Raw genomic sequence first — 25,504 nt, 5'->3', positions numbered from 1 at the left:
AGCAGCAGCGGGCTCGTCACCAAGCCCGCTACTTTCGATGTCAGAAAAACTCAGCTGTGGATGATATTGTGCTCCGGACCAAAGGGAAAGCCGGTGATGTTTTCCGAACTGTTTTTTCCGATCACCAGAATATCATGCTCGCGATATCCCCCCGCACCGGGCATGCCTTCCGGCAAGGTCAGCATCGGCTCCATAGAGACCACCATTCCGGGCTGCAGAACCGTATTGATATCTTCCCGAAGCTCAACGCCAGCTTCCCTCCCATAATAATGCGAGAGCACGCCAAAGGAATGGCCATAACCGAAGGAACGATAGCCCAGAAGGCCTGCCTCCCGGTAAATCTCGTTGAGCTCGGTCGCCACATCGCCACACCGCGCTCCCGGCACCAGCAATTCCAGACCTCGGCGATGAACTTTGCAGTTCAACTCCCAGATACGCAGATGGTCTTCCGATGCGTGATCGAGAAACAATGTGCGTTCCAGCGCGGTGTAATAACCCGCAATCATCGGGAAGCAGTTGAGGGAGAGAATGTCGCCCTTTTCCACCTGTCTTGAGGTAACAGGATTATGCGCACCGTCCGTATTGATACCTGACTGGAACCAGACCCACGTGTCCATGAGTTCCGCATGCGGAAAACGCGAGGCAATATGGCGCACCATCGCCTGTGTTCCCGCCAGTGCGACCTCATATTCAGGAACGCCCTCCTTGATCGCCGCAACGACAGCCGCGCCGCCGATATCAGCCGTGGCTGCCCCTTCCTTGATAAGAGCGATCTCCTCATCCGATTTTATCGTTCGCAACCACATCGTGGCAGCGCCGACATCGATGAACTCGACGTCGGGAAAGGCGCTTTCGAATTGATGTCGCAGGTCGATTGAAACGTGATCGAACTCTATGCCGATACGCCTGACACCGGGCAGAAGCTGTTGCAGTGCATGGAAATAATTGTCCCGTTGCCAGTCTGTGTAGGTCAGATTGTCGCCGAACGTACGGCGATAGGGCTGTCCGGCATCAATGCCCGCAGTGACAGTGGTGGCGCTTCCATCCGTGATGACGAACGCATATTTGCGGCCGAAATAACAATACATGAAATCGGAGAAGTAGCAGACATTCTGGTATGACGTCAGAACCGCCGCATCGAGTTTCAGTTCCTCCATGATCCCACGCATCGCGTCCTGCCGACGGCTCATTTCGCCGGGTGAGAAAGTTGGTCGAACTTTCTCACCATTGTGCATTTTCTGAAGTCGCAGGAGTTGGTTTGGCATTTCTCCAGCACGGATATTCATTTTGAGAACCCTTTCAATCAAGCCGTTCGAAAGTGATAAAAACTCTCGGAAAGAAAGGGTAATTAGAAGTTCCAATGGGATCATAACTCGAGCGCGGAGACGGTAACGCGATGAGCTCAGGGATTGGCGATCTGGCTCCATCAGTCATTCAGCCGCACAACCAGACGCGAATTCATCAATCGCGCTGGTGCCAAACCGACACCATGCCAAGTGATCAAACATAGGGGCGGTGGGTCTTGCCGATCAACAATAATGGCTTAGACATTGTGAGGTTGCTAATACGTGATGAGAGGCCCGAAGCGGCCTCCCGTTCTACAAAGCTTAACGGACGAGCCCGTTAGTCAGCTACAAAGTCGGTCGACACAGAGACGGTGCGCCATTCTGAGAGGATGGCGGCGTCTTGCACGTGCTTGTTTTCGATCGCGGCGACCGTGTCGCTGCCGAGAGGCAGGCGCACCGGTGGGTTGGGGGCTTCAGTGAAGGCGATCAAGACCTCCGCTAGTTTCTGAGGGTCGCCGGGTTGGTTATGGCTGAGACCAGCCGCTATCGTGCGCAACTTGCCAACAGTTGCCTCGTAATCGCCAATGATGTTGCCGCTGACCGACAAGGACGAGCTATCGAGAAAATCGGTGCGGAAGTAGCCTGGCTCTACGACGGTGACATGGATGCCAAGCGGTGCCAGTTCGTCATGCAGGGCTTCGCTCAGGCCCTCGACCGCAAATTTCGTTGACGAATAGACGCCGAATCCTGCTGCCCCGCGATAGCCGCCAATCGATGAGATATTCAGGATGCGACCGGAGCGGGTGCGGCGCATGACGGGCAGCACAGCCCGGGTCACGTTAAGGAGACCAAAGACATTGGTGCGATAGACGGCCTCGATCTCGGCCACGGTGGCCTCTTCGACTGCGCCCATCAGGCCAAACCCAGCATTGTTGAGCAGGATATCAATGCGGCCGAAGCGATCCATTGCTGCGTTTACGGCGGCGGTTGCCTGTTTGTCGTCAGTCACATCGAGGGCGACCGGTAGCAGGTTGGCGTGTTCGCCAAACCGTGCGGTGATCGCCTCCGGATTGCGGGCTGTCGCGACGACAGCGTCGCCCTGGGCAAGCGCGCGTGTGGTGATGAGGGCGCCGAAGCCACGGGAGGCACCGGTGATAAACCAGATTTTCATGAGAATGTTTCCTTGATGTCAGATTGAAGGGAAAGTGTTGCGTCGGGCCGCAAGGGCACGGCGACGTCATGGTGCAGAATGTCAGTTCGATTTGTTGGCCACCGCGACGTGGGGATGGCCAGGCGGGTGGGGAAAGGTCACGGCAGAACTTCTGCCAGCTCGATGAGATTGCCGAAGGGATCGCAGAAGAAGGCAAGGCGCCGACTGATTGCAAGCAGCTCGAATGGCTCGGTGACGATGGTTACGCCGCGTGCCCGCAGCTCTTCGACTGTGGCATCGACGCTTGTGACATTCAAACAGAAGTGGTGGTAGCCGGCATATTTCAGGCTGTCGCCGAGATCGGTATAGGGACGAACGTCTTTGGGCGAAGGATCGCCACCACCAAGGATTTCCACATAGAAATGGTCGTCGGTCGCGGGCGCAAGATAGGCGAGTTGTTCGTCAGCATAGTCCCATTCGGCGACCACGCGAAAGTCTAGCTTCTCGAGATACCAGCGCTTGGCTGTTTCGACGTCCGGCGTGCGAACGGCAATATGATGACCGCGCATGTCAGCGAAAGGCGATGTCGTATTGTGGGATGGAGGAATGAAATCGGCCATTGTCTTGTCTCCTGTCTGGTCCGGCACCAGCGCCGGTCTGCGAGGAGCAATCTGGACCTTTTCGACAATAAGAATTAGACAGATAATCTTCCTCTCAATGATGAGTGAGATTTGACAATGCGCAGTACGGATCTCTCAGAGTTGGCCGCCTTCGATGCGGTCGCCCGCCATCGCAACTTTCGCCGAGCCGGTGAAGAACGTGGAGTAACCGCGTCTGCCATCAGCCACGCTGTTGGCAATCTCGAGGCACGCATCGGCATTCGACTGCTCAACCGAACGACCCGCAGTGTCTCGCTGACCGATGCAGGTGCCATGTTGCTCGCACAATTGTCGCCCGCCTTTGGGGAAATCGGATCGGCGCTGGATGCTCTCAACCAGTTCCGTGACACGCCGTTTGGCAAGGTTCGCATAAACGCGCCCAATTCCGTCGCGCCGTTTGTCTTCCGATCAGTCATTGGCTCGCTAATCGCAAAAAATCCCGGTCTCCAGCTGGAAGTCGTCGCCACCGACCGCCTTGTCGACATTGTGGAGGAGGGGTTCGATGCTGGTATTCGTCTTGGCGAAAGCCTGCGCGATGGCATGACGGCTGTGAAGATAAAGCCGCGGCTGCGGTTTGCCGTTGTTGGTTCTTCCCATTATTTCGAGCACCATCCGATCCCGAGAACCCCTGATGATCTGCGTAAGCATGTCTGCGTCCGCAATATCTATCCAAGCGGCAAGCCCTATGCTTGGGAGTTCAGCCGCGCCGGCAAGATCATTGAGTTCGAGCCGACCGGGTCTCTGTCGCTCGATGACCATGAGTTGATGGTCGAGGCCGCGCTGTCGGGCGTGGGCCTTGCGTATGTCTGGGAAGAGCGCGCGCGTCCCTATGTCCAGAACGGCAGCCTGGTCGAGTGCCTGGCATCCTGGAGTGCACCCGAGGATTGGCTCTATCTCTATTACCCAACGCGAAAATATCTGTCGGCTGGCCTACGCGCCGTCATCGATGCCCTGCGTGTGTGAAGGGAGGGGTGCACTGAAAGTTTTTTCTCAGCGTGAATATAATATCTGTGAATACCGTGCGGCACAACTCTCTAGGCTGAAGCGGCCTGCACGCAGGGGGCTGTCGCCTGCTGCTCTGGTTACCAATCGACCCGACATGGGCGATCGCCGTGGTCGTCTCGCTTCATCAAGGCATCAACCCGCGCTAGATCGCGGATCAAACCGCCAACCATGCAGCGCGGGGTATCGCCGTTTGATGCTGTTGTTGTATCCGCAGTCCTGGGCGACCGACTTGCCCGGGACTGCGGCATAGTTACTGGCAGCCGGATGGTGCGGTTTGCTGCCGGGGTCAGATATTTGAAACGGATCTCGTGGGGGACTGTGGAGAATCGACCGGCCTTCGTTAGCAAGAAGACAGGTCTCTCTTGGGCGGACTTAACTCCTCGGCACTGGGTTTGTCCTGTTTTTGAGGCTGCTTTCCAAAATGGTTATTTCGCTTGCCAGATGTGGTCCTCGATAGACGATGGAGGTTTCATGCCGAGCATAGTCGCCCGATCGATGGGCGCTGCACCAGTTGAAGGATCCGACCGCGAGAATAGTATCATCGACCCAGAGCAGTTTGCTGTGCAATTGTTCTACGGCACGAAGGGCAATGCCAAAACTGGAGAGCAGATTGTCTGCCTCTTCGAATAAATCTGCGTTGCTGGCTTTCCCCCGGGTAAGAACAGGATCTGCATAAACGCTCATTTGAACGCCACGCGTTTGAGCAGCGCGGATAGCGGCGATCAGGCCGACTTGCTCCATCGTTGAGATTTTGATCCATGGAGACACAATCGCGACGCGTTGTTTTGCTTCTGACAGAGCGCGAAGCATAAAAGCGTCATGCTCGGTAGAGTCCCGGAGCATTTCCACCGAAAGCGAACCTTTCGAAAGATCAACGCGCGCTTGCTGCTCAAACACGATTTCGTTTTCGGGACGCTCAAACAAAAAGCGGGCGAGGAGTGAGCGGGGCGTCGTTGATGCTGCGGACGCAAAGACATCCATGTCGCCAAAGACGAGAAATGAGTCCTTGGCGCGTGACACCGCGACGTTCAACATACTGGGAGACTGGTCGATAAACCCACCGTCTGCATGTTTCGTGTAGACCGGTGAAAAAATAACTATTGGCCGCTCCGCACCCTGCAGGGCGTGGACGGTCCCGACTGTAATTCCGGTTTCTTTGCTCGCGTCGATTCCGGAATTCCGGCAGGCGGTGCGAATCTCAGAAACCTGCCGTCCGAAAGGTGTTATGACGCCAATAATGTCACGTAACGGCTTTCTGTAGCGGTTCTCCAAGCTTTTGGCGTTTGCTTGTATCCATGCTGCAATTACGCCCGCTTCGAGCAGGTTGTAGCGGCTACCGCCGGCTGCCTGGGCGAGGCCGTCGACATGCAGATAGCCCATCGGAGGAATATCCATATCGGCGGATGGACCACGTTTTGGCTGAAGCGTTCCCTGGTAGCAAAGCTCATTGCAAAATCGAATAATGTCGTCGAAGCATCGGCGATGTTCGAATAGATAAAGTCCGCGTTCCAGCTTTTTGTAGGGATGGAAGCGACAGGATGATTGAGCCAGACGCATCACGCTTCCCGCTCTTGACGTCATGCCGACCGCTTCAAGCTCTTCTAGAGCTTCTCCAGCGCCCTTGTTGGGTATAAGTCCTACCTCTACAAGATTGCCTGCGTCGACACTGGCGGTCAGCGATGTTATTGGTTCGATTTGCTGCGTATCGCCAATAACCAGCGCCCTCTTGGCCAGAGAGAAAGACGGGCCAGCAATTTCCGGCAGTACCTGTCCTGCCTCATCGACAATCAGAAGGTCGATGTAATTGTAAAGGTATTCAGTCTGGTAGCTGCCTGAAACCTTGTTGCGGTAATTCATCTTGCCAGGCAAGGTGGCAAAGGTCGAAACCGCACAGGGTGTAATCATCATGCGCATCCGCCAAAGGGTCTGAGCCGCATCGCGGTCGCTCTCAACTTTTTTACTCTCGCGGGCCTTCTCCAGAGCGGGAAGGGCTTTTTCCAGTTCAAGAAGCCAGCGGCCCTCCCAATAATGCGTTGCTAGAAGAAACATCGAAAAGCGGATGGTCACGTCAGCGCGACGGTCGAAGTCTAGAATATCGGGGTCTTCGTCCGTGCCGCCGACATCACTGTATATTGCCCGAAACGCACTGATATGGTCTCTTAAATTCGTTAGTTCACTTTGGGACTGGCGATAAGTTTCAGCAGCATCACGTGCTACGTTCTGCTTATTCTTGACCATGGCTTTGAGATTTGCCTCGATACGTTTCAGCCGCGTCTCATCAAGCAAATTTTCGTCAACACCCAATTCACGCAAAAAAACTCTGGCACGGATAACGCGTTTTCGTGCAACAAAAGGAAGAAAGCTGAGCGCAGAAGCCAGCCACGGTTCTTTGGCCAGCCAGATATCCCAAAGCTTTAACAATTCGCTTGCCGCTGCCGCAGTCGTTTCGCTCTCTACCTTCGACGCCAACAGCTGCTGAACGACATCGTCAGGATTGACACCAAGCGTTTGGTGAACCTTGGCGCGTGCATCCGTGAGATTGCGCCAGGTTTCATCAGCTTTGAGTAACTTTTGGCTGTAGTGGTTGATATTTTCACGTAGCCGCTGGACCACTGTTTCCACTGTTGGCTGCTTCAAATCCGGAAACGCTAGTTTTGCGGCCTCCAGATAAGCGAGCCGCGCTTTGGCGAGGAATGGGGCCGTTTCTCGTTGCTTGAAAAATGTATCTGTTTGGTATTTCAGCGTTGCCTCTTCCTCTTTTGTGAACGACGCGAGGAAGAAGCCAAAACTGAAGAACTCCGGCAGCCATCGTCCGGCAAAAACTCCGTGTCCCTTCGCAAAATCTTTCGCAAAGGCATCGATGATGTTGGTGACAGCCTGATTGTTGGTTGATGCGGCGATAATGAGCGGTGGATAGCCACCGTCAATGGCTGCCTTTATCCATTCTCCCGCAATAGCCGACAGCAACATGGTCGTCTTCCCGGTCCCAGGAGGGCCGTTCACTGCAATGATCTCACCTTTGTCAGCTTTAGCGAGATGCGCTAGTACTTCTCTCTGTTGGTCGGCGACCGGAAACGTGTCATTTGAGTGTCCCTGTCGATCATGAAGAGCAAACGGCACACCGATAACGGGTTCAATTTCCCGGATTTTCGTTCTTGCAAAATTGGCGAGCAAAGGAGTGTCCGGCTGTTCTTTGATCAAAGTATCACTTAGCGCGAGAATTTGACGAACGGTCTTTGAGTTATTGGTTGCCAGCCAGATCAGACCGGAGTCGATAGTCTTGTATTTTTCGTCACCATTGGGCCAACCTGCGCCGACCTCGTCCATCATCTTTTTGCAATAGGCCTGGTACGCAGACCACATGGCAGGATCTGTCGTATTGGCTTCAAATGGATTCGCGGTAAGAAAGCGATCGAAGTCCTGCACGTTTCCGATGGAAAATCCGCCACCAAGAAGAGGATCGAGGATATCGCGGGCGATCCGTGTGTGGCCGGGTATGATGCGGCCTTTCCGATCGACCAAGGCGTCAGTCAGAATAGGAGTGACCTCAGCAGGCAACCCGTCGCTCCTACTTACCCCACGATCAACCATCCTGCGCACGTGCAGTGGCCTGTACAGCACTTCGACCTGCTTGAGTGTGGCTGGTTTATCTTTGAAAAGCGCGTCGATCGTTGCCTGAAACAGTTGTCCAGTTCGTGCTTCTTCGGGTGAGACCGTCTGAAAGTCTTTGCTCGCCTTCGTTGTCAGGCAAGCCTCCCTTGAGGCACTATCGGCCACTGCGGCGCGCCAGTATTTCAGAACGGAAAGATTTGTTTTCATGTTATTGCCTTACGCAGATGCACATAGTTCACGCCGAAGGACGGTCATGTAGTGCGCACATTCGCAATCGACGTGTTAAAAATTCGTGTTTTGATTGCAAAAAAATCTGATCAAGCCGGAAAGGTGCAGCTGGCGCTTACCTTCAGCTAGGAACCACTAGGTCGTTGCCCATTTGTGTTCCTGGGGACTGCGAGATTTACGGAAAATCCTCGTTTGTTAATCCGAAGGTTGAGAGAGGACGCCCTGCGCTTTTTTGGACTGCCGGGTCGGCGCTTGATGAAAGTCAAGAAATGCGGGGCTGGATGTTCACGTATCTTAGGACAGACATAATAGATTTTTGATCAAAAATTAAGCGAGGTGTTGAGCTGTGCTATCCCAAGGAATAAGAACGTATTTTAGGTTTTAGACTCAGGTCTGAATGGAGACGCCATGGCCGTGGAGAACAGCAGTAACCTGCTTATTGATGTTGAGCCTGTCATACGCGAAACGATACAGGTTCGCGTGCATCAACAGCTTCGCCATCTGCTCATGGTGGGACGGTTCAAGCCCGGGCAAGCCCTGAAGATTCACGACCTTGCCGAGGTGTTCGGCACGAGTGCGCAGCCGGTGCGTGAATCGATCCGCCAACTGATTGCGGAACGTGCGCTTGAAGCGCTTCCCAACAGAAGTGCCCGGGTTCCTTTGATCGACATTGCCGGCATAGAGGATTTAAGGCGCACTCGACTGGCTCTGGAGGGGCTGGCCGCGGAGCTTTCAGCCGAACGTGCCACATCTTCGGATATCGAGGCGCTTGCTCGCATTGTCGATGAAGAGGTGAGGGCGGATGAGCAGATGCATGTCGAATCCAGCGTGACACGCAATCTCGAATTCCACTTCACGCTGTACAAAATCTCGGGATCGAAGGTTCTTCTGCCTATCATCGAGGGGCTGTGGCTGCAGATTGGCCCCAACATCCGCCGCGCAGCCGAAGCGTTTGATGCACGCGGTGGCCGGGGAGCGGAAATGCATATCCGGGCTGTCGCCGCCCTGCGAAAAAAAGATGCGAAAGCGGTACGGCAAGCGATCGAAGACGACATCAATCGCTTCTTCGACATGCTCGTAAAACCTCCAACGGAAGATGCCGCCGCGTAACGACGGTTACGCGGCTCTGCGAAACGACTGAACGTTGCCCATCATGGCCGCGACCGCTCGATTGAAGACTTACAAGATCTCTCGCGAAGCACGCGTTTCCGCAAAGCTTTGCGTCACCGAACGCAATCCGGCAACATGGCCATCTTCCGTGGGGGCGGACACAAGATCGTAAGGCATCCAGGTTCTGAAATCGCGCTGCATGGCGCTGCGTACGGTACTTTCGCAGCAGATATTCGTCGCGGTCCCCGCAACGATGAGGTCGCGTCGTCCCTCAGCGCGCAGTCGCGTCTCTATATCGGTTATGAGAAAGGCATCGAAGCGTGGCTTGTCGACGATCCAGTCCTGCTCATGCACCGGCAAGGTGGGATCGAGACCGTGCATGGCATTTCCAGGTGACAGCGCGTCTGCTGCTGCGCCGCGCTTGTCGGGACCGACGAAATTGTCGAGATAGGTCGACCAGTAGTGCTGCGACCCAGAAGGTCCCATCGTGGTTCTGAACCAAACGATCCGGGCACCCCGTTGACGACAGCTCGTGGCGAAGTCACCGATTTCAGTGAAAAAGTCCCGCGTCTGTCCGGGCAGCAACCCGCGAAACGGCGCATCCGGCGCGGTCCAGGCCAGTTGCAGGTTCATGATGAGAATGGCCGCCTTATCCATATCCGGCTTGCCATAGACGGGCGCACCGCCACGACGATACCCCGCTTGAGCGACGATGGATTCGATCAGGCTCATGCGGCAGCCCTCGGGTTGAGACAGGCGACCCTGATCTTGTCGAGGTTCACGAGTAACGGATCCTGCGCCGCACAGGCATCCATGGCCACGTTGCACCGACGGCGGAAGGCGCAGCCCGCGGGCGGGTTTGCCGGGTCGGGATATTCAGGCGCAAGCCCGCCGAGGGCCGGTTTGCTTTTTGAATGCGTCGTGCTCAGCAACAGGTTCGTGTAGGGATGAGACGGCTGCCGGAACAGGGCTTCGGTCGACCCGGTTTCGATGATGCGCCCAAAATACATCACCGCCACGCGATCCGACATGGCGCGGATGACATTGAGATCGTGGCTGATCAGCACATAGGTCAGGTTCAGCTCGGCCCTTAAATCCTTGAGCAGATTGAGGATCTGCGCCTGAACCGAGACATCGAGCGCCGAGGTCGGCTCGTCGCAAATGACGATCTCCGGCTTGAGGATCAATGCGGATGCAATGGCGACGCGCTGGCGCTGGCCGCCCGAAAGCTGAGAGGGCTGACTGGCCGCAACGCGTGCTGGCAGACCGCACAAATCCATGAGCCGCCGGGCTTCCTGTGCACGCTCGGCGGCTGTGCCGATCTGGTGGATATCCAGCGGCAGTCGAATGGTTTCCTCAACGGTGCGGCGCGGATTGAGTGATGAATAGGGATCTTGAAAAACAGGCTGCACCGCACGTGCGCGGTCACGACGCCCCAGTTCTGCAATCGGCTGGCCCTTGATCCGCACCATGCCGCTGGCGGGAACTTCCAGCCCCAGAAGGGCGCGAGCGAGGGTTGATTTTCCCGAACCACTTTCGCCGACGAGGCCAAGGATTTCACCCTGTTTGACCTCCAGATCGATGCCACGCAGCGCCTGCACGGTCTTTTTTGCACCGAACATGCTGCGGCGCACTTTGTAACGTTGCTCAACGCCGCTAACGAGCAGCGCGGTCGGCGCTTCCTGGCGCCCCGCAGGCGCTATCACCGCTGGCGGAGGAACGGGGTCGACGTGGCGTTCTGTCACCTGCGCTGCTGTCAGGACACAGAACATGCGGTGGGCATCGCCCTGCCAGGGAATGGAATCACCACAGGCTTCATGCGCGAGCGGACAGCGCGACCGGAACTGGCAACCGCTGGCATCGCCAATCAGGGAGGGAACGACACCGGGCAAAAAGCCGAGGCGAGCATCGGGGCCGGTCGCACCTTCTTTCGGTACGCAGGCCAGCAGTGCGCAGGTATAGGGGTGCAACGGGTTGCCGAGCACCTCGGCTGCCGTTCCCACCTCCACGAACTCACCCGCATACATGACCGCGATGCGATCGGCTATGCGGCTGACGACGTTGAAATCATGGGTGACGAGAATGATGGCGAGACCGAGCTTTTTTTGCAGGTCCTTGAGCAGATCGATGATCTGCGCTGAAATCGTCGCATCGAGTGCGGTCGTCGGCTCGTCTGCAATCAGCAGATCCGGCGAGGTCATCAGCGCCATGGCGATCATAACGCGCTGGCGCAGGCCACCGGAAAGCTGGTGCGGATATTGCGAGAGACGCCCTTCGGGATCGGGAACACCGCATATCTCCAGCAGCTCCACGGCCCGCGCCCTTGCCTGAGCGCGGGTCGTTTCGGGCCGATGACGCAGTGTGCCCTCAACGAGCTGTTCACCGATGGTCCAGGACGGGTTGAGCGACGTCATCGGGTCCTGGAAGACCATGGCGATCCGGTCGCCGCGCAGCGGCTCCATCTCGAGGTCATTGAGCTTTTCGAGATTTTTGCCGCCGAAATCGATGACGCTGGCCTTGCGCAGCGCTTTGGGCGGCAAGAGATTCATTAGGGACAGCGACGTCAGCGACTTGCCGCTGCCGGATTCTCCGACGATGCACAGAGTTTCGCCGCGCATGACGTCGAAATCGATGCCGCGCACCGCATGGAGCGGGCCTTTGGCAGTCTTGATTGTGACGGACAGGTCGCGGACGCGCAGGACAGGCGTTTCAACGTTCATGTTCGTTCCTTGGGAGCGATCAGGTTGCGAAGGCCGTCACCGACGAGATTGATCGCCAGGACGAGAAGCATCAGGGTGAAACCGGCAATGGTGATCAGCCACGGATTGACGGCGATAAAGCTACGCCCCTCGGACATCATCAGCCCCCAGGAGGGTTCCGGTGCCTGAATGCCAAGACCGAGGAAGCTCAGCGCCGCCGCAGCAAGAATGCATTGTGCCATCTCGAAGGTGAAGATGATGACGATCTGGCTCGATACATTCGGCAGGATTTCCGTGCGGATCACACGTCCCTCCGACGCGCCCATGGCACGGGCGCGGGTGACGAAGTCCTGTGAGGCCACCTGCCGCACCGTGGTGCGCATGACGACCGCAAAGCGATCCCAATGCGTCAGCGCCAGCACCACGACGACAATGACGACACCGGACCCGGCCAGATTGAGGATTGCCAGCGCCAGCAAAAGCGATGGCAAGGCAAGACGCACAGAGATGATGAAATTGACGACACGGTTGGCGACACCACCGAAAACCCCGGCAATCACGCCCATGGTCACGCCGATCAGCATGGCGATGGCCGCAGCACCCAGTCCGACGATCAGCGAAATGCGGGTGCCGTAGATAAGCCGGGACAGGTAGTCGCGGCCATAGGCATCGGTGCCGAAGGGATAGGTCCATGTGCCACCCGCCCAGACCGGTGGCTTCAGCCGGGCGAGGAGGCTCTGCTTGTAGGGGTCGAAGGGCGCGAATTGCGGCGCAAAGATCGCCAGAACGACGAAAGCGACCAGAAGCACCACACCGAAGCGAAAGCCTGAGGTGCCCGGTATCTTCGGAAAAACGCGGCGCGTGACGGCTGCGGTCTCTGCGGGTGTTGTTGCTGGCGTGCTCATGTGTCTGCACTCATCAGGCGAGGGTCCAGCGCTGCATTCAGCAGATCCGAAACCATGTTGAGGATGACGAAAATCATGGCGACCACCAGAACGACGGCCTGCACGACGGGGTAATCAGAGCGCTGGATACCGTTCCAGGCCAGAAGGCCGATGCCGTTCAGCGAAAAAACGCTTTCCACCACGATGGAACCTCCCAGCATGAAGCCGAATTGCACCGTCGCAATCGACACGATGGGCAAAATGGCGTTGCGCAGCGCATGTTTGAACAGCACCGTACGGCGCGGCAGGCCCTTGGCGCGTGCGGTGCGGATATAATCCGACGACAGCACGTCGATCATTCCGGCCCGTGCAAGGCGCAGCAGCACCGGCATGACAAACCAAGCAAGTGTCATGGCGGGCATGACGAAACTGGCCCAGCTCTGATTACCTGAAATCGGCAGCACCTTGAGATTGACCCCGAAGAGCACAATGAGCAGCAGTCCCACCCAGTAAGGCGGCATCGCCTGGCCCAGAACCGCCATCCACAGACAGATACGATCCAGCAGCGAACCGGGCTTCGTGGCGCATAACACGCCGAGCGGCACCGAGATCGCCAGACCAAGCAATAGCGAGGAACAGGCAAGCGTGACTGTGACTGGCAGGCGATCGAAGATCAGGGTCAGGACATCTTCCTGACTGAAATAGGACATGCCGAGATTGCCGCGCAGGGCCTGGCCCGCCCAGGACAGGTATTGCACGACCAGCCCCTGATCGAGACCATAGACCTGGCGCAGTCGCTCCAGCTCTTCCGCACTGGCATCCAGCCCGCCCATAGCTATGGCGAGATCGCCGGTGGACTGCACGAGAACGAAGGCGATGATCGAGACCGCAAGGCATACGGCCACGGCCTCAAAAATCTTCTTAAGGACGTAAGCTCCCATCCGACTACTTCGCCCAGCCCATGAGATACAACAGCGGATAGCCATCGGCTGGCGGCGTATAATCGAGACCGTCGCGATAGCCATAGTTCACGATGCGGGTGACCAGCGGAATGTTCAGGACCTGATCGGCCATTTTCGAGAAGCCCTTGGTATAAAGCTCAAGGCGCTTGGGCTTGTCGATGGTACTGGCGGCTTCGGCGAACCAGTCATTGATTTCCTTGTCGCGGATATAGTCGCCTTTTCCTTCCTGGAAGAAGAATGGTGTGATGGCCGATACGTCATAGACGCCGTTCGAAGGCCATGGCACCACGCCCATGGAAATCTTGCCCGCGAAGTAATCCTTCACCCAGGCGGTCGTTTCCTGCTGGTTGACCGTGGCGCGGATGCCGATATCGTGCAGATTACCGACGACGGCCTCGGCAATTCTGGCGTTTTCTACGAAGGCAGCAATCGAGGTTTCGAAGCCATTGGGAAAGCCGGATTTCGCCAGATATTCCTTGGCCTTGTCGACATTGTATTCGTATTTCTGCACATCCTGAATGCAGCCGAACTGTCGCGGGTGGCACGGAGAATTCAGCGCCACGGAATCACCGCCCTGCAAAACGGCAGCGATGCCTTCACGGTCGATCGCATGGATCATCGCCTTGCGGACATTGATATCCTGAGCGGGATTTGGGCCGACGCGACCGGTCGGATCGAGCGACAGGAACGTTACCACCGTCGAGCTGCCGGTTACGGTTTTGATACCCTCGGCCAGCTGAAGCTCGAGGACCTGATCTGGCGTGACGTTCCAAAGGAAGTCGACCCGGCCCGATGTCAGTTCCGCGATGCGGGTTTGCGGGTCAGTGATGCTCAGCACGGTCATGCCGTCAAAGCGCGGTTTGCCCCAATCCGCATCGTAATAGGTTTCGTTGCGGACCATGGTCACCTGCTGTCCGGCCTCGAAACTTTGAACCTTGTAGGGCCCCGTACCCACGGGTGCGCGGCCAAATTCGGCGGCATCCATTTTGGCATGGGTCTCGTTGGGAAGGATGAACAGCGTCTGTGACAGGCGGTCGATGGCCGAAGGGGTCGGCTTCGTCAAATGCATACGCAGGGAAAATTCGCCGGTCTTTTCGATTTTGTCGATGAAGCCGTAATCCGCCTGAGCAGAGATTTTCGACTCGGGATTCTTGATGAAATTCATCGTGTAGACGACATCGTCTGCGTTGAAGGCTTCACCATTGCTGAAGGTGACGCCCTTGCGCAGTTCGAAATCGATGGTCTTGTCATCGACCCACGTCCACGAGGTCGCCAGCGCAGGGCGCGCCTCGCCCTTGCTGTTGCGATACAGCAGATGCTCAAGCACATTGCGCATCACAAGCTGCGCCGAACCCTTGTTCGTCGCATAAGGGTTCATGGTTTCAAGCTGGCTGTCGAAGCCCCAGGTAACCGTGTTCTCCGCCTTGCCGGCCAAGGCCGGTGCAATAGCCGCCAGCACGAGAGTGGAAATCATCACGCTCTTCATTGAAATTCCCGTTTTTTTATGGCGCCGTTTTTGGCTGCCGTTCCCTTATTTGATCAAATATCAAAAATTCACAGTTTTCCCGACGTGTCAACGTTCGAGTGCTCGGCCGAGGGCAAATCGCTGATGACGCCACGAGCGGGATAGGGTGGATCCGGCGCGCTCATCCGGTCCAGCGATGGGTTTGGCGTTCTGCCGCGCGATGAACTCTATGATGAAAAAAGTTCGGGTATGTTCGGGACACCTGGACCGGCCCTCGTACCGCGCCGTGACATCCATCGCTCTTTGAGAACGTCACACAGACCCTTCAAACGAAGGGGAGAAGAGCCCTAGGAAGAGAAACGCAGAGAGCCCGCAAGGCTTGCGGCTAGGGTCGTTGCTACGTGCTACGAGTTGCTCGCGTCTGCAACCATAAGAAATAAAAATAAAATAATGCATCCATTAATAGAAATTGCTTGCAATCAAATAAGCGCTCTCTTAAAGAGTAATTCATAAATTAAACAACCTTAAGACGGTGTGGCGCATCTTTTACATGCGATGGCGCTGCTCGCTTCAAGGTCTCAACCTGTTCCTCAGGAGTGCTTCGTCATGGTGGGATTACCGCAACTTTTTCGTGCCGTTCGTCAGGTGGATGTTAATCCGGTCGGTCCGGGTGGCTTGCTGGATGCGTTTACGAATGCGACCGATCAGTTCATTCGCGGGCAACTGTATGCCGAAACTATCATGATGCAGGAAACCTTGCAGTTTACCGGCATCGACAAAGCTCTGGAAACTCAGATCATCGATTTCCAGAACCGGATGAAGGGGCAGGCAACGTATTTCTATGATCAGATCATCACCGGTAACTACGGCTACATCGTCGCTGTTGCTGGCGGTTATCATATGTGTGCGCTTGTTACGGTGACCATCGACGTTACCGCTGGTGATATCGAGATAGCGGCGTCGAATGACAAAGCCCGTCGGTCTGCGGCCTCCTCCTATTCGATGCTGGCCGATCAGGCATATGATCAGTCGGTCGTAACGGCGACGTTGGCGACCAAGGTCACCTCACTCGATCGCTCTCTGGCGCAATATGTCGTGGCTTATCGCGAGGCATTGAAAGTGGTTGAAGCGGATTTGTCCTCCGCGGCGAAGACGACGCTCGAAGAGATCGAGACGTTGCGACAAGCGATCAACCAGAATCTTTCCGACATCGTCGCTGGGGGAGAAGAGGTCGGCGGGGCCGTCACCAACCTCATTGTTGGCGTCCTGACCGAGATTACCAAGGACAAGCCGTCTGCACCGGAGAAGGGTTCGCAAGCTGCAAAAGTTTCGGAGGGAGATTCCTTCGGCGTGCTGGCGATCAAAGCGGTGGCTACCGGTGCCAGTAAGCTCTCACAGGCGGAGAAGGACCTCAATGCCAACAACGACAAGCTTGCCGCAGCTTACCAGCGACTGGCCCAGGACCAAACGATGGTTGCAGTCGCTAAGGCAATCGAAGTCCAAAACGACCTGTTTGCCACCATGGTGCCCCTCGCAGCCAGTGCCAGCCAGGACATAAACGTCGCCTTCCAGACAGTTGAAGCCAACCTCACCGGTTTTTCGGCGTCGATTACCAGCGTGACCGACGATAACGCTGCTGCCTCACTGGCCAAGCAAGCTCACAGAGCGGAACCGCAGTGGGCGGCACTCAACAGCGAGCTTCAGGAGATGAAGAAAATGATCATCGCATGATCCATTCGCATTCTGCCGCAACAAACCTCACCAATAGGAGATCATTCAATGTTGTATGCGTCGCCCAAGAACGTCCCCCTTTTAGTCGCTTTGAAAGCGAACAATGAAAGCGCCAATCAGGCCAACCAGCAGCAGTCGTCGCAAGGGCTGACGCTGCTGAATTACTGCAACAGCGTACTCCAGCAGCCGAATGTGGACTTCGGCAACATCAGCAAACTGAAGACGAACGAGACTGAGATAAACGGCTACCTCGCCTCAGCGCGGGACAATGCGTCGGGTTACATAAAAACCATACAGCCGCAAATCATCACAAACATCACCAACATCTCAAGCTACTATAATCTCTATCAGGCCGTCGCGACCGTCATGCCACCTGGAGCAACGGAAAAGGAATGGCTGGATGCGTTGATAGGAATGAAAGAGCAGACGACTGACTATCAGAACCAAGCAAAGCAGGTCGTCTCCGCGCTCACCAACTTCCACACTTTGCTTGGCACCGATGCGGGGAACTTCGCCGCTGCTACCACCAGCCTGAACGCGATCGTTGGGGGTGACAATGGTGTTCTTGCCGACCTCAACGGTCAGTTGGATAGTATCCAGTCGAAGATTGACGGGGCAATCGCAGGCATCGTGCTCAGTGGTATCGCGATCGTTGGCGGCGCTTTCCTTGCGGCGGTCGGTGCTGTGGCAGGCTTGGTCACCGCCGGGACATCGACGCCACTGGTGGTGGCTGGTGTCGGTATCATGGCTGCTGGCATCGGCGGCGAAGTGGCTTCGGCTATCGTCCTTTCCAATCTCAACGACAGCAAAGGTGAGTTGTTGACCACGAAAACCAACCTCGAAAACGAGGTCAAGTTGACGTCCGGCATCAGCACCGCAATTGGCAGCCTTGAGACGAAGGCAGGCAGTGCCGTGCAGGCTGCTTCTGATATGGAGAATGCTTGGAGCTTCCTGGCAGCAGACCTTGGCCATTTGGCTGACGATCTGCAAAAGGGTGTCATCAACACGGGCACTCTGCGACAGATATTCCTGACACAGGCTCAGGGCGACGTGAAGACAATTCTCCAGGATACGAACGTTATCAAGACACAGATGACAGGTGTCCAGAATCTGGTCGCTCCTGCCAATACCAATATAGGCCCGTTCCTCATGGAAATCGCCCAAAAGCATGCCGCGTGACGGCACTACATGCCCGCTGCCCTTTGATAAAGAGCGCAGCGGGCATGCTTCTCTGGAAAATCACACAGCCTATATTCGCAGGAGAGATGTTTCACATGAGTAACGGTCCGCTTACCCAAACTATCGCTGCCGCGACGGTTGCCGCCGATCACATACTATCCCTTTCGAATCTTCCTCCTGAAGCCGACACATTAAAAAACACGGCCACTGAATTTAACACGAGCCTTCGTCCACAACTCCTTGAAATGCAAAGCAGAGTGCTTGCGACGGCGGGCAGCGCAACGACCGCTCTGACTGGCGTTCAAACGGACATCATCGACAACAAGGGAGTGCCTGATCCGACCGTTCGTACGGAGATCGTTCGTACTCTGACGTCGGTGCAGGCCGAACTCGTATCGCTTGTTTCCATGACGAAGGCTGCTGATCTCGCGACCGACGAATATTATGAGAAAGTGACCGCGGGTAGCCGGATACTGTCTGCGCTGTCCGGAGGGCTCGATGCACAGCGCAATGGGATGCAGATGCAGCTGCAATCTGCACAGGCTGAAGTGGCCAGCATCAAGGACAAGATGAAGTATTACGGCATTCTCGGCCTGGCCGGATTGCCGGGGCTAATCGCCATGGGGGTGTTGCTGTCAAAAGCCAATGACAATGTAAACGAGGCTTCCGGTCGGGTCCGCACCTTGGATAATCAGATTTTGCAAATTGATCAAACCCTTCTCGCCGTACGGGCAATGCAGGCGGACTTTCAAAATCTATCGACCTCCACATTGTCGGTGAAGAACGCTACCGAGTTCGTATTCGCGGATGTCGATCACGCTCTGAGCGACGTCGAGCATTCGACAGGACCTATCGCAATCCTCTATATTACAACCGCATTGAACGAACTCCAGACTCTCGCCAATGATGCTTCGTGAGATAAACTGCTTCAGCAACAACTGCCACTTTCGTGTGTTTTGTTGCTTCTATTTGCCCTTCTAACCTGACGGTCTGGCGCATCAGGGCTCTAGGGACTTCGGAGACCTACGCTCAGGCCCTATCAATTAATTACCTCCAATTTGACGTTGTTTTGATTCACTCATGGCAGGAGGATTTGCCATGAGTGATTTGTTTTGCTGACGCCATCTCAGCTCAGTCACATCGGACCTTATTTCCCTCTTGCCCACGGCATTGAGCGCGTGGATGATCTGCGGGTCGTGAGCGGCATCATTTACGTTTTGAAACATGGACTTCAGTGGAAGGATGCGCCGAAGGAGTATTGCCCACATAAGACGCTCTATACCGGTTCATCCGCTGGAGCAGGCTCGGCGTTTTCAATCGGATTTTCGAGGCGCTTGCGGGGAAAGCAGGTCAACCCGACAGGCTGATGATCGACGCCACCCATCTAAAAGCCCATCGCACCGCAGCCAGTCTGCTAAAAAAAGGGGCTCTTTCCCGCTGTATCGGACGAACGAAGGGCGGCCTGAATTCCAAGCTGCACGCTGTCACCGACGGCTTGGGACGGCCCTTGCTGTTTTTCCTCACTAGGGTCAGGCCAGCGATTATCAGGGTGCCCGGCACCTGCTCGGTCGCCTGCCCAAAGCCAGGGAATTTCTGGCGGATCGTGGTCACGACGCTGACTGGTTCCGCAACGGATTGAAAGAAAAAGGCATTTCGCCCTGCATCCACGGCACAAACGTCGGCACTATTCTTCGTATCTATTTGCGACTATCAACGAACGATTCTGATTGGTTACCAGATCGACCTGTCAGGCATTTTTGAAAATGGCAGATTCAATGCGGTATTCGACACTTACATCGAACTCCGGCCCAACAGGTGCGTCTGTCGGAAAATGGCTACTATTCCCAGCAACATTTCGTTTGTCGAATTGCCAACCGTTGAGGAGCTTGTCCAACTCGACCAGATCGACTTCAAACGTGCAGGTAACGATCAAATCAGTGATTTCAGTGGCCGAACACGCTATATTGCCAACCGAGAGAGGTAACTCGGCAATGTTCAAAATGAAGGCTAACCGCGCAGGGTCTTTCAGGCGATCGCGATGGTTCAAGACTTGGATGCCGATCCAACCGAATGCCAATGCGCCTATTGTCACCAAAAAGAATTTTCTGAACTTCATGCCCCCCATGTCTCAGTTTCCGCGGTTTTGACGCACGAGCAATTTTTCGCCTGTAATCCGGCTTCCAACGCTCACCCCTTTCGGCGCGGACAAGTAACTCTGATGCTACGAATTAAGATGCTGATGTGCTTTAATCTTTTGCTGTTCAGCAGGGGTCACCTTTCGGCAACTATGGCGGGGTCAAATGCCTCGCCCAAACACAATCTATATCCATCCTTGGTGGGCCGATGGTCTCAAAATCAAGGGGCTGAACCCAAACACGAAACAGGCGTTCCTCGCCACAAATATGTTCCCGCTAGTATTTCTTTATCTACTCTCAGAAAGCTTTTGTTATGCGGTAAGCTGACGAAGACGGCCTCACAAAAAACAATGAAATATTCTTCGTCTGAGACGTCCAAACCCATAACTCGCGACGGATGTCTCGGCACTGAGAAAACTCAGAGAGCAGCGAATTCGTCGCCCAGTGCATCGTGATCTCCGCCTTCTTCATAAAACGGATCCCGAGCGCGATACGCATTGACGACATAGTTCTCAAGTTTCGGAAAATTTTGGCGCGGAAATTTGCAAGGGTAATGCGATGCCTCGAAGTTCTCGACAGACTTGCTTTCCAACTTGTCCCAGCCTTCAAGCTGGTTCTTGCCCTCGAAACGCAATGATCGCAGTTTGGTAAGTTCCGACAGGCGTGACACGTTGCCCGTAATCTTGCTTGACACAATTTGCAAGACTTCGAGCTTCTTGAAGCACAAAACATCGTCGATGCTTTTTACGGTCGAAGAGATCAGGAAGAGTTTTTTGATTGGCGAGTTTTCAAAAAGTACAAGCGATCCGCTAAATCCGTGCAGTGAAAGATTCTTCAAATCTCCCCATTCGTTGTCCAGATTCTCGACCTTGTTGGTCTTCCAGTCAAGATTGAGCCAGCTTTCGAGCTTCGGAAAAAGCTCAGGTAGTCTGACCCGGAAAGAAATGCCATGTGTTGTGATTTTCCTGATGTTCGGGAAACCTTTGAATACGTCGAATTCGAAATCCTCGGGGAAGGCGCCGGACCCGACTATGCCGATCTCAACGATGTCGTTCTTCTTGCGAATGTTGCTGAAATCGGGCAAGAAATAGTCCTGCAGCCTATTCTCGGCTACATCCTCGACCTCGATCGAAAATCCGGTGCAACCATGTTCGTCGATGAGGTGCGAATAGTCCTTGAAGGCGGCTTTATTGAAATAGGCTATTTTTCTGTATCCTGGGGATCGCGTTTCCTCAATGAAGACGTATGGACCTGTCATCAGGTTTTCCATCGTTCTTTCATCTATCTCCAAAACCACCTCAGACACTTAACTTCTCCATTTCCGCATTGGAGGCTCCGAACGCCCCACTTTTCTTGGGTAATCAGCACCGCCCGAACGCAGTTCTTATCCGCGTCGCAGTTAAAGTTGCAGCCGCTCGTTGGGCAGGTGTAGCACGGTTGAATAATGATTGCCCGTCAAGTTTCACATTGGCCCAGTTGCTGTCAGCTACGGCATTAAATCCCGATTGGGACAACAGTCGGTTCTCGACCAAGGCACCGTAGTCTCGTGGGTTCATACCGGCCGTCGCCGCATCTGCATCGGTGTTAGTATAAAGACGGCGCGGACATCGGTTGCGACCTTGCTCTCTCGTGCTCGAACCTGTTCGATAGCGCATCGATTCTGCCATGCGCGTCGGCTCACCTTTGCCTACATAACATCGTCTTCCAGGCTGCATCTGGAAGACATATACACCATAAAGGCCGAGGGGATCCGCCCACCACGTCGGGATCTCTACGTAACCGTGGGTGCGCAGCCCCCCGAGAAGCCCGATGGGATCGGCGCTGAGATATTGGCCTGTCGACGGGTCATATGTCCGGAAGCGGTTGTAATAAAGGCCAGTCTCGGCGTCTTCCCATTGGCCCAGAAAACGGATGGGGCATAGATCAGCATCAATCGCCGCCGGATACGCGTTCATCCCGGGTTGGTCATCGCGTGCCGACTCGACATCAGCAACACTGATAAGCGAGGCCTGAACCGAACTGAAACCCTGGAATACGGAGCCGCCAGAAAGCGCGCCGCTATTGTCGTTAGCCGCCGTCCAGAGGCCCCGCATTCCGCCCCACAGTCTGTAGGATGAAGACCAGACGATTTCGCCGGATGGCTTCACTAGCTCTCTCGGTGCACCAAGATGGTCTGTTACAACATGGAGAATACGGTGCTGGCCGGAAGAATCGATGTCGACTCTGAGCATCGGTACAAAGCTGTTGGGCTCGAAATGCCACCAAACGAAAGATCGCCTGTCTTCCTGATCATCCGCTATCCGATATTCCGCCGCCGGGACGTCGCCATCCCAAAGGAAGCGCTGCAGTGACAGAGTGGTGTCACCATCCCTTGCCTGACGCCTTCCTTCCCGAACCTGACGCTTTTCGATTCGGCGTCCGAACGGATCGTGAGAGTACCGCCAAGCTGATCCATCCGGGCATTCCACTCCGACGAGCTGATCGAAACCATCCCAAAGGTAACGGAAGCTCTGCCGACGGAACCCTTTACGATCCACATGCCGGACACAGACGCGACCGGCAGCATCATACTCGTAAAGAATCTGCTCACCATACGGCCCGAAAGCCTCCAACACCTCGCCGCCAGCGGCATGTGACCATTGTCGAAGCGGGCGACCAAGCGGTTGGTCGGGAAGGGCCGTTTCCGACGCAGCAATGTCTTGCGTCGGCGCGTAGTCGAAACGCTCCACCTCGCGATTGTCGCCTCCGATCCCAGCAATCGCATTGGCCGGATCGCTCGCAAGCACAGGCGTCCCAAAACCCAGCCCTCCGTGCAACGCAGCGGTAACCTGACCGTTGACATCCATTTCATAGCAACTGGCGCCCCAGAGTGGATCGGCCACCATGGTCGGTGCTGCAGAACGGTCCCATTCAAACTGTCGTGACCAGATTTCCGGCAAGGCTAACCGTTGCGCGGTGACCCGAACTCGGCTGGACACCGTCTGGCGGACGAGCTGGCCAACGGGGTCATGAACAAATTCGGTTACGAAGCCATCCGGAGCCGTGCGGCGAACAGGCTGCCCCAGTCTGTCCCTTGTAATATTTAGAACAGGACGTTCGCCGAGAGACACGCCGGTTAGGGCGCCAAGCGGATCGTAATCATAGCTGACCACCTGATCGCCTATACGGCGCTTCACCCTATTGCCACAACAATCATACTCGCTTTCGATCCGGATTCCGTTCGTCGTTTCCGAGATGGGCTGGCCAGCTGCGTCATATTCTAGCGAGACTGTCACATGGGCGTTGCTCGCAATGTTCAATCTTCCGACATCGTCATAACCAAATGTCTCGCGCTGCAGTGCATTGATTTCTCCCGGCAAAAAGGCGGAACGACTCACAATGCTTCCCGATGCGTCGCGTTCATAGGCCACGACTCTACCATCCGGCTGTTTCGCCTCGACCACTCTGTCCGCTCTGTCGAGCACGTAATCAGTTGTTCGTCCGCTAAAATCGGTTTCCTGAACGATACGTCCGCCCACGTCGCGAACGAAGGTCCATTCCCGCCCAGCCTCGTTGACTACCTTCATCAGATTGAGTTCGTCATCGTAGTAAAATCCGATGCGCCCGCCCGACGGGGTGATCGACAGGATAAGATTGCCAAGTCCGTCATATTCGTAACGGCTTCTGCGCCCTTCTCCATCCGAGGTTTCCAAAAAGCGTCCATTCCCTGAAGTATGGCTGCTGAAAACAGCACCATCCGGTCTGATAATCCGCGTTGGGCGAAAGAAATTATGACCTGATTGGTCCTCGTATTCATAAGTGGTGGAAGCGCCGTTTGCTTCCGTCATCCGGATGACGCGACCAAAGGCGTCTCGTTCGAAGCGCGTGCGCGCATTGCGGAAGTCCAGCGTTTCCGTAAGCCAGTGGTGGCCGTCGTAAGCGTTTTGCGCAATCAATCCGTCGTGCCTAATGACGCCGGTTGGCAGCCCGGCCGCATCGTTGTGGATTTCCGAGATATGCCCGGTCGGGCTTTTGACAAGATTAAGTGCGCCAAAATCGTCGTAATGAAAGTCCCATGCTTTTCCGGCGTTGTCTATGACGAGCTCCATATCGCCTTCGGAGGTCCAGCCGTAATAGGTCGAGCGGCCGACCGGATCACAAATGCTTTTCACATTTCCGGCTGCGTCATAGGCATAGCGGGTCTCATTTCCCTCTCCGTCGATCTCGGCTGCAATCCGTCCTTCATCGTCAACGAGGAAGCGTTTCTCATGGCCAAGCGCGTTCACCTCACGGGTGATTGCGCCATTTTCGTCATAATGAAACTGAATGGCGCGGCTTTTGTCCGAGCCGGGCAGGTAGGTCGTGACCCTGTTTACGTCATCATATTGGAAAGAGGCCGATACGCCTAGATTGCTGACCGTCCGCTTGCGCCTTCCCTTTTCGTCATGCTCGAACTTTGCGTGATAATGACCGTTGCGAATGACTTCAGAAAGCATGCCATGGTCGTCATAGGCAAATTCATGACGTTCGCCATAGGGGCATTCCGCCAACACCATCTGCTGCTTATTATCATAGAGATAACGCATGACCGTCTTGCGGCTGCCATCAACACCCTCAAGTTCAACCAGCGTGCGCAAGCTGCCTGTGTAGGAAAACAGGATCTTCAGGCCTTCAGGAGTCGTGATCGACAGAAGGTTGTCGGCGGCATCCCGCACGAAGTCGAGCGCATTTCCGCGCCGGTCCTTGATTTGTGCGATACGCCAGATACCATCCCTGCATTTGGAAAAATGGGTCTCTATCGCATCTTCTTTGAGGATCAGTGCACGCCCGTGGCCCTGCATGAGACTGGTATTGCGGACCGTATCTCCCTCTTCCCATCCGTCGGGAATGGGCGTCGGCGCCTTGAAATTGACAGCAAAGCCATCTTCATCAAGGAGAGCAAACCCTTTATCATCATTTCTGCTTATGGTCGCATCAATATCGCTGAGGCGGCCGCGGCCAAGCGGGCCACTTGCCCCGACGTCGCCATACCATGTGCTGGAGATCGCAAGCTTCAGCAAACCGGGAATGGAAAAATCGGGATCGTAATGGACCGGAATGCCCGTCGGCATAAAAGCCGGATTGCCAGCGAGGCGGCATTCTTTGCGTTCGCGTCTTTTGCGCTTGCGTCCCCGCACGCGTTCCTGTGTTCGAGTGCGATTGCCACCAAGCCGGCCGCGTGGCCTTCGCCTACGGCCGAAAATTCGTCTGGCCCGCCTGCCCAGCCACCCGCCGGGACCGCCAAGTAAGTCCAGTGGGCCGACCTCAATTATATCCCACCCGGATGCCCTTGCCAGAAAGTCATCAGACTGGCCGCGCGCCATATGAAGGCGCTGCGGTCCCGTCATGTTGTCGAGAGACCCCTGCATGCTGCCATTGGT

17 protein-coding genes and 1 pseudogene are annotated in these 25,504 nt (G+C 55.6%); 6 read left to right on the top strand and 12 right to left on the bottom strand.

Features of this window, described 5'->3' with window-relative positions; genetic code table 11:
• Window positions 1–50: 50 nt before the first annotated feature.
• The 3 genes from ASF29_RS22095 to ASF29_RS22085 all read right to left on the bottom strand — a co-directional run bounded on the left by ASF29_RS22095 (window position 51) and on the right by ASF29_RS22085 (window position 3,056).
• Window positions 51–1,265 carry a M24 family metallopeptidase gene (locus tag ASF29_RS22095; RefSeq protein WP_062452851.1) on the bottom strand — a complete coding sequence of 405 codons (1,215 nt, stop codon included), beginning with the start codon at window positions 1,263–1,265 and terminating at the stop codon, window positions 51–53.
• A 358-nt stretch (window positions 1,266–1,623) separates the two neighbouring features.
• The gene (locus ASF29_RS22090) at window positions 1,624–2,457 is read right to left on the bottom strand and encodes an oxidoreductase (RefSeq protein WP_062452830.1); all 834 of its coding nucleotides are present in this window, start codon (window positions 2,455–2,457) and stop codon (window positions 1,624–1,626) included.
• Window positions 2,458–2,594: 137 nt separating this feature from the next.
• Window positions 2,595–3,056, bottom strand: a complete 462-nt coding sequence (locus ASF29_RS22085) for a VOC family protein (RefSeq protein ID WP_062452829.1) — start codon at window positions 3,054–3,056, stop codon at window positions 2,595–2,597.
• A 117-nt stretch (window positions 3,057–3,173) separates the two neighbouring features.
• On the opposite strand from ASF29_RS22085, the gene ASF29_RS22080 reads away from it, so the two are divergent.
• Window positions 3,174–4,058: a LysR family transcriptional regulator gene (locus ASF29_RS22080; protein WP_062452828.1), complete on the top strand. Its 885-nt coding sequence runs from the start codon at window positions 3,174–3,176 to the stop codon at window positions 4,056–4,058.
• Window positions 4,059–4,472: 414 nt separating this feature from the next.
• Here ASF29_RS22080 and ASF29_RS22075 read toward each other — a convergent pair whose 3' ends face one another.
• On the bottom strand, window positions 4,473–7,919 hold the full coding sequence (locus tag ASF29_RS22075; RefSeq protein WP_082453686.1) for an AAA domain-containing protein: 3,447 nt from the start codon (window positions 7,917–7,919) through the stop codon (window positions 4,473–4,475).
• A gap of 429 nt (window positions 7,920–8,348) precedes the next feature.
• Between ASF29_RS22075 and ASF29_RS22070 the strand changes: the two genes are divergently transcribed.
• Window positions 8,349–9,050 (top strand): GntR family transcriptional regulator, encoded by a 702-nt coding sequence (locus ASF29_RS22070; protein ID WP_082453684.1) that lies wholly within the window; start codon window positions 8,349–8,351, stop codon window positions 9,048–9,050.
• A gap of 69 nt (window positions 9,051–9,119) precedes the next feature.
• On the opposite strand, the gene ASF29_RS22065 is transcribed toward ASF29_RS22070, so the two are convergent.
• Genes ASF29_RS22065 through ASF29_RS22045 form a run of 5 tightly spaced genes read right to left on the bottom strand, consistent with a single transcriptional unit; the run spans window position 9,120 to window position 15,081 of the window.
• Entirely contained in the window at window positions 9,120–9,782 is a 663-nt protein-coding gene (locus ASF29_RS22065) for a cysteine hydrolase (protein ID WP_062452827.1), read from the bottom strand.
• Window positions 9,779–11,770, bottom strand: a complete 1,992-nt coding sequence (locus tag ASF29_RS22060) for an ABC transporter ATP-binding protein (protein ID WP_062452826.1) — start codon at window positions 11,768–11,770, stop codon at window positions 9,779–9,781. The genes ASF29_RS22065 and ASF29_RS22060 overlap by 4 nt, the downstream gene beginning before the upstream one ends.
• A complete protein-coding gene (locus ASF29_RS22055) occupies window positions 11,767–12,654 on the bottom strand; it encodes an ABC transporter permease (protein WP_062452825.1) in 888 nt (295 codons plus the stop codon). The genes ASF29_RS22060 and ASF29_RS22055 overlap by 4 nt, the downstream gene beginning before the upstream one ends.
• Window positions 12,651–13,574: an ABC transporter permease gene (locus ASF29_RS22050; protein WP_062452824.1), complete on the bottom strand. Its 924-nt coding sequence runs from the start codon at window positions 13,572–13,574 to the stop codon at window positions 12,651–12,653. The genes ASF29_RS22055 and ASF29_RS22050 overlap by 4 nt, the downstream gene beginning before the upstream one ends.
• A 4-nt stretch (window positions 13,575–13,578) precedes the next feature.
• Complete coding sequence (locus ASF29_RS22045) at window positions 13,579–15,081, bottom strand: ABC transporter substrate-binding protein (RefSeq protein ID WP_082453682.1); 1,503 nt, start codon at window positions 15,079–15,081, stop codon at window positions 13,579–13,581.
• A gap of 585 nt (window positions 15,082–15,666) precedes the next feature.
• On the opposite strand from ASF29_RS22045, the gene ASF29_RS22040 reads away from it, so the two are divergent.
• The 4 genes and pseudogenes from ASF29_RS22040 to ASF29_RS25000 form a co-directional block, all read left to right on the top strand.
• The gene (locus ASF29_RS22040) at window positions 15,667–16,791 is read left to right on the top strand and encodes a hypothetical protein (RefSeq protein WP_062452822.1); all 1,125 of its coding nucleotides are present in this window, start codon (window positions 15,667–15,669) and stop codon (window positions 16,789–16,791) included.
• Between the two features lie 48 nt (window positions 16,792–16,839).
• The gene (locus tag ASF29_RS22035; protein WP_062452821.1) at window positions 16,840–17,970 is read left to right on the top strand and encodes an HBL/NHE enterotoxin family protein; all 1,131 of its coding nucleotides are present in this window, start codon (window positions 16,840–16,842) and stop codon (window positions 17,968–17,970) included.
• A gap of 95 nt (window positions 17,971–18,065) precedes the next feature.
• On the top strand, window positions 18,066–18,887 hold the full coding sequence (locus ASF29_RS22030) for a hypothetical protein (protein ID WP_156462787.1): 822 nt from the start codon (window positions 18,066–18,068) through the stop codon (window positions 18,885–18,887).
• A gap of 195 nt (window positions 18,888–19,082) precedes the next feature.
• Window positions 19,083–19,641: pseudogene (locus ASF29_RS25000) on the top strand (IS5 family transposase); the annotation flags it as partial.
• A 76-nt stretch (window positions 19,642–19,717) separates the two neighbouring features.
• On the opposite strand, the gene ASF29_RS22015 reads toward ASF29_RS25000, so the two are convergent.
• The 3 genes from ASF29_RS22015 to ASF29_RS22005 form a co-directional block, all read right to left on the bottom strand.
• Window positions 19,718–20,095 (bottom strand): hypothetical protein, encoded by a 378-nt coding sequence (locus ASF29_RS22015; RefSeq protein WP_062452817.1) that lies wholly within the window; start codon window positions 20,093–20,095, stop codon window positions 19,718–19,720.
• A gap of 428 nt (window positions 20,096–20,523) precedes the next feature.
• Window positions 20,524–21,411: a hypothetical protein gene (locus ASF29_RS22010; RefSeq protein ID WP_156462786.1), complete on the bottom strand. Its 888-nt coding sequence runs from the start codon at window positions 21,409–21,411 to the stop codon at window positions 20,524–20,526.
• 55 nt (window positions 21,412–21,466) lie between these two features.
• Window positions 21,467–25,447, bottom strand: a complete 3,981-nt coding sequence (locus ASF29_RS22005; RefSeq protein ID WP_348271314.1) for an RHS repeat-associated core domain-containing protein — start codon at window positions 25,445–25,447, stop codon at window positions 21,467–21,469.
• Window positions 25,448–25,504 lie beyond the last annotated feature (57 nt).

Source organism: Rhizobium sp. Leaf262, from assembly GCF_001422245.1.
GTDB lineage: Bacteria > Pseudomonadota > Alphaproteobacteria > Rhizobiales > Rhizobiaceae > Agrobacterium.
This window is presented reverse-complemented; position numbering and strand designations above follow the sequence as displayed.

Excerpts from the sequence above, each read along its gene's own strand:
- ASF29_RS22095 (WP_062452851.1), bottom strand. The coding sequence starts at position 1,265 with ATGCCAAACCAACTCCTGCGACTTCAGAAAATGCACAATGGTGAGAAA.
- ASF29_RS22090 (WP_062452830.1), bottom strand. The coding sequence starts at position 2,457 with ATGAAAATCTGGTTTATCACCGGTGCCTCCCGTGGCTTCGGCGCCCTC.
- ASF29_RS22085 (WP_062452829.1), bottom strand. The coding sequence starts at position 3,056 with ATGGCCGATTTCATTCCTCCATCCCACAATACGACATCGCCTTTCGCT.
- ASF29_RS22080 (WP_062452828.1), top strand. The coding sequence starts at position 3,174 with ATGCGCAGTACGGATCTCTCAGAGTTGGCCGCCTTCGATGCGGTCGCC.
- ASF29_RS22075 (WP_082453686.1), bottom strand. The coding sequence starts at position 7,919 with ATGAAAACAAATCTTTCCGTTCTGAAATACTGGCGCGCCGCAGTGGCC.
- ASF29_RS22070 (WP_082453684.1), top strand. The coding sequence starts at position 8,349 with ATGGCCGTGGAGAACAGCAGTAACCTGCTTATTGATGTTGAGCCTGTC.
- ASF29_RS22065 (WP_062452827.1), bottom strand. The coding sequence starts at position 9,782 with ATGAGCCTGATCGAATCCATCGTCGCTCAAGCGGGGTATCGTCGTGGC.
- ASF29_RS22060 (WP_062452826.1), bottom strand. The coding sequence starts at position 11,770 with ATGAACGTTGAAACGCCTGTCCTGCGCGTCCGCGACCTGTCCGTCACA.
- ASF29_RS22055 (WP_062452825.1), bottom strand. The coding sequence starts at position 12,654 with ATGAGCACGCCAGCAACAACACCCGCAGAGACCGCAGCCGTCACGCGC.
- ASF29_RS22050 (WP_062452824.1), bottom strand. The coding sequence starts at position 13,574 with ATGGGAGCTTACGTCCTTAAGAAGATTTTTGAGGCCGTGGCCGTATGC.
- ASF29_RS22045 (WP_082453682.1), bottom strand. The coding sequence starts at position 15,081 with ATGAAGAGCGTGATGATTTCCACTCTCGTGCTGGCGGCTATTGCACCG.
- ASF29_RS22040 (WP_062452822.1), top strand. The coding sequence starts at position 15,667 with ATGGTGGGATTACCGCAACTTTTTCGTGCCGTTCGTCAGGTGGATGTT.
- ASF29_RS22035 (WP_062452821.1), top strand. The coding sequence starts at position 16,840 with ATGTTGTATGCGTCGCCCAAGAACGTCCCCCTTTTAGTCGCTTTGAAA.
- ASF29_RS22030 (WP_156462787.1), top strand. The coding sequence starts at position 18,066 with ATGAGTAACGGTCCGCTTACCCAAACTATCGCTGCCGCGACGGTTGCC.
- ASF29_RS22015 (WP_062452817.1), bottom strand. The coding sequence starts at position 20,095 with ATGGGGGGCATGAAGTTCAGAAAATTCTTTTTGGTGACAATAGGCGCA.
- ASF29_RS22005 (WP_348271314.1), bottom strand. The coding sequence starts at position 25,447 with ATGGCGCGCGGCCAGTCTGATGACTTTCTGGCAAGGGCATCCGGGTGG.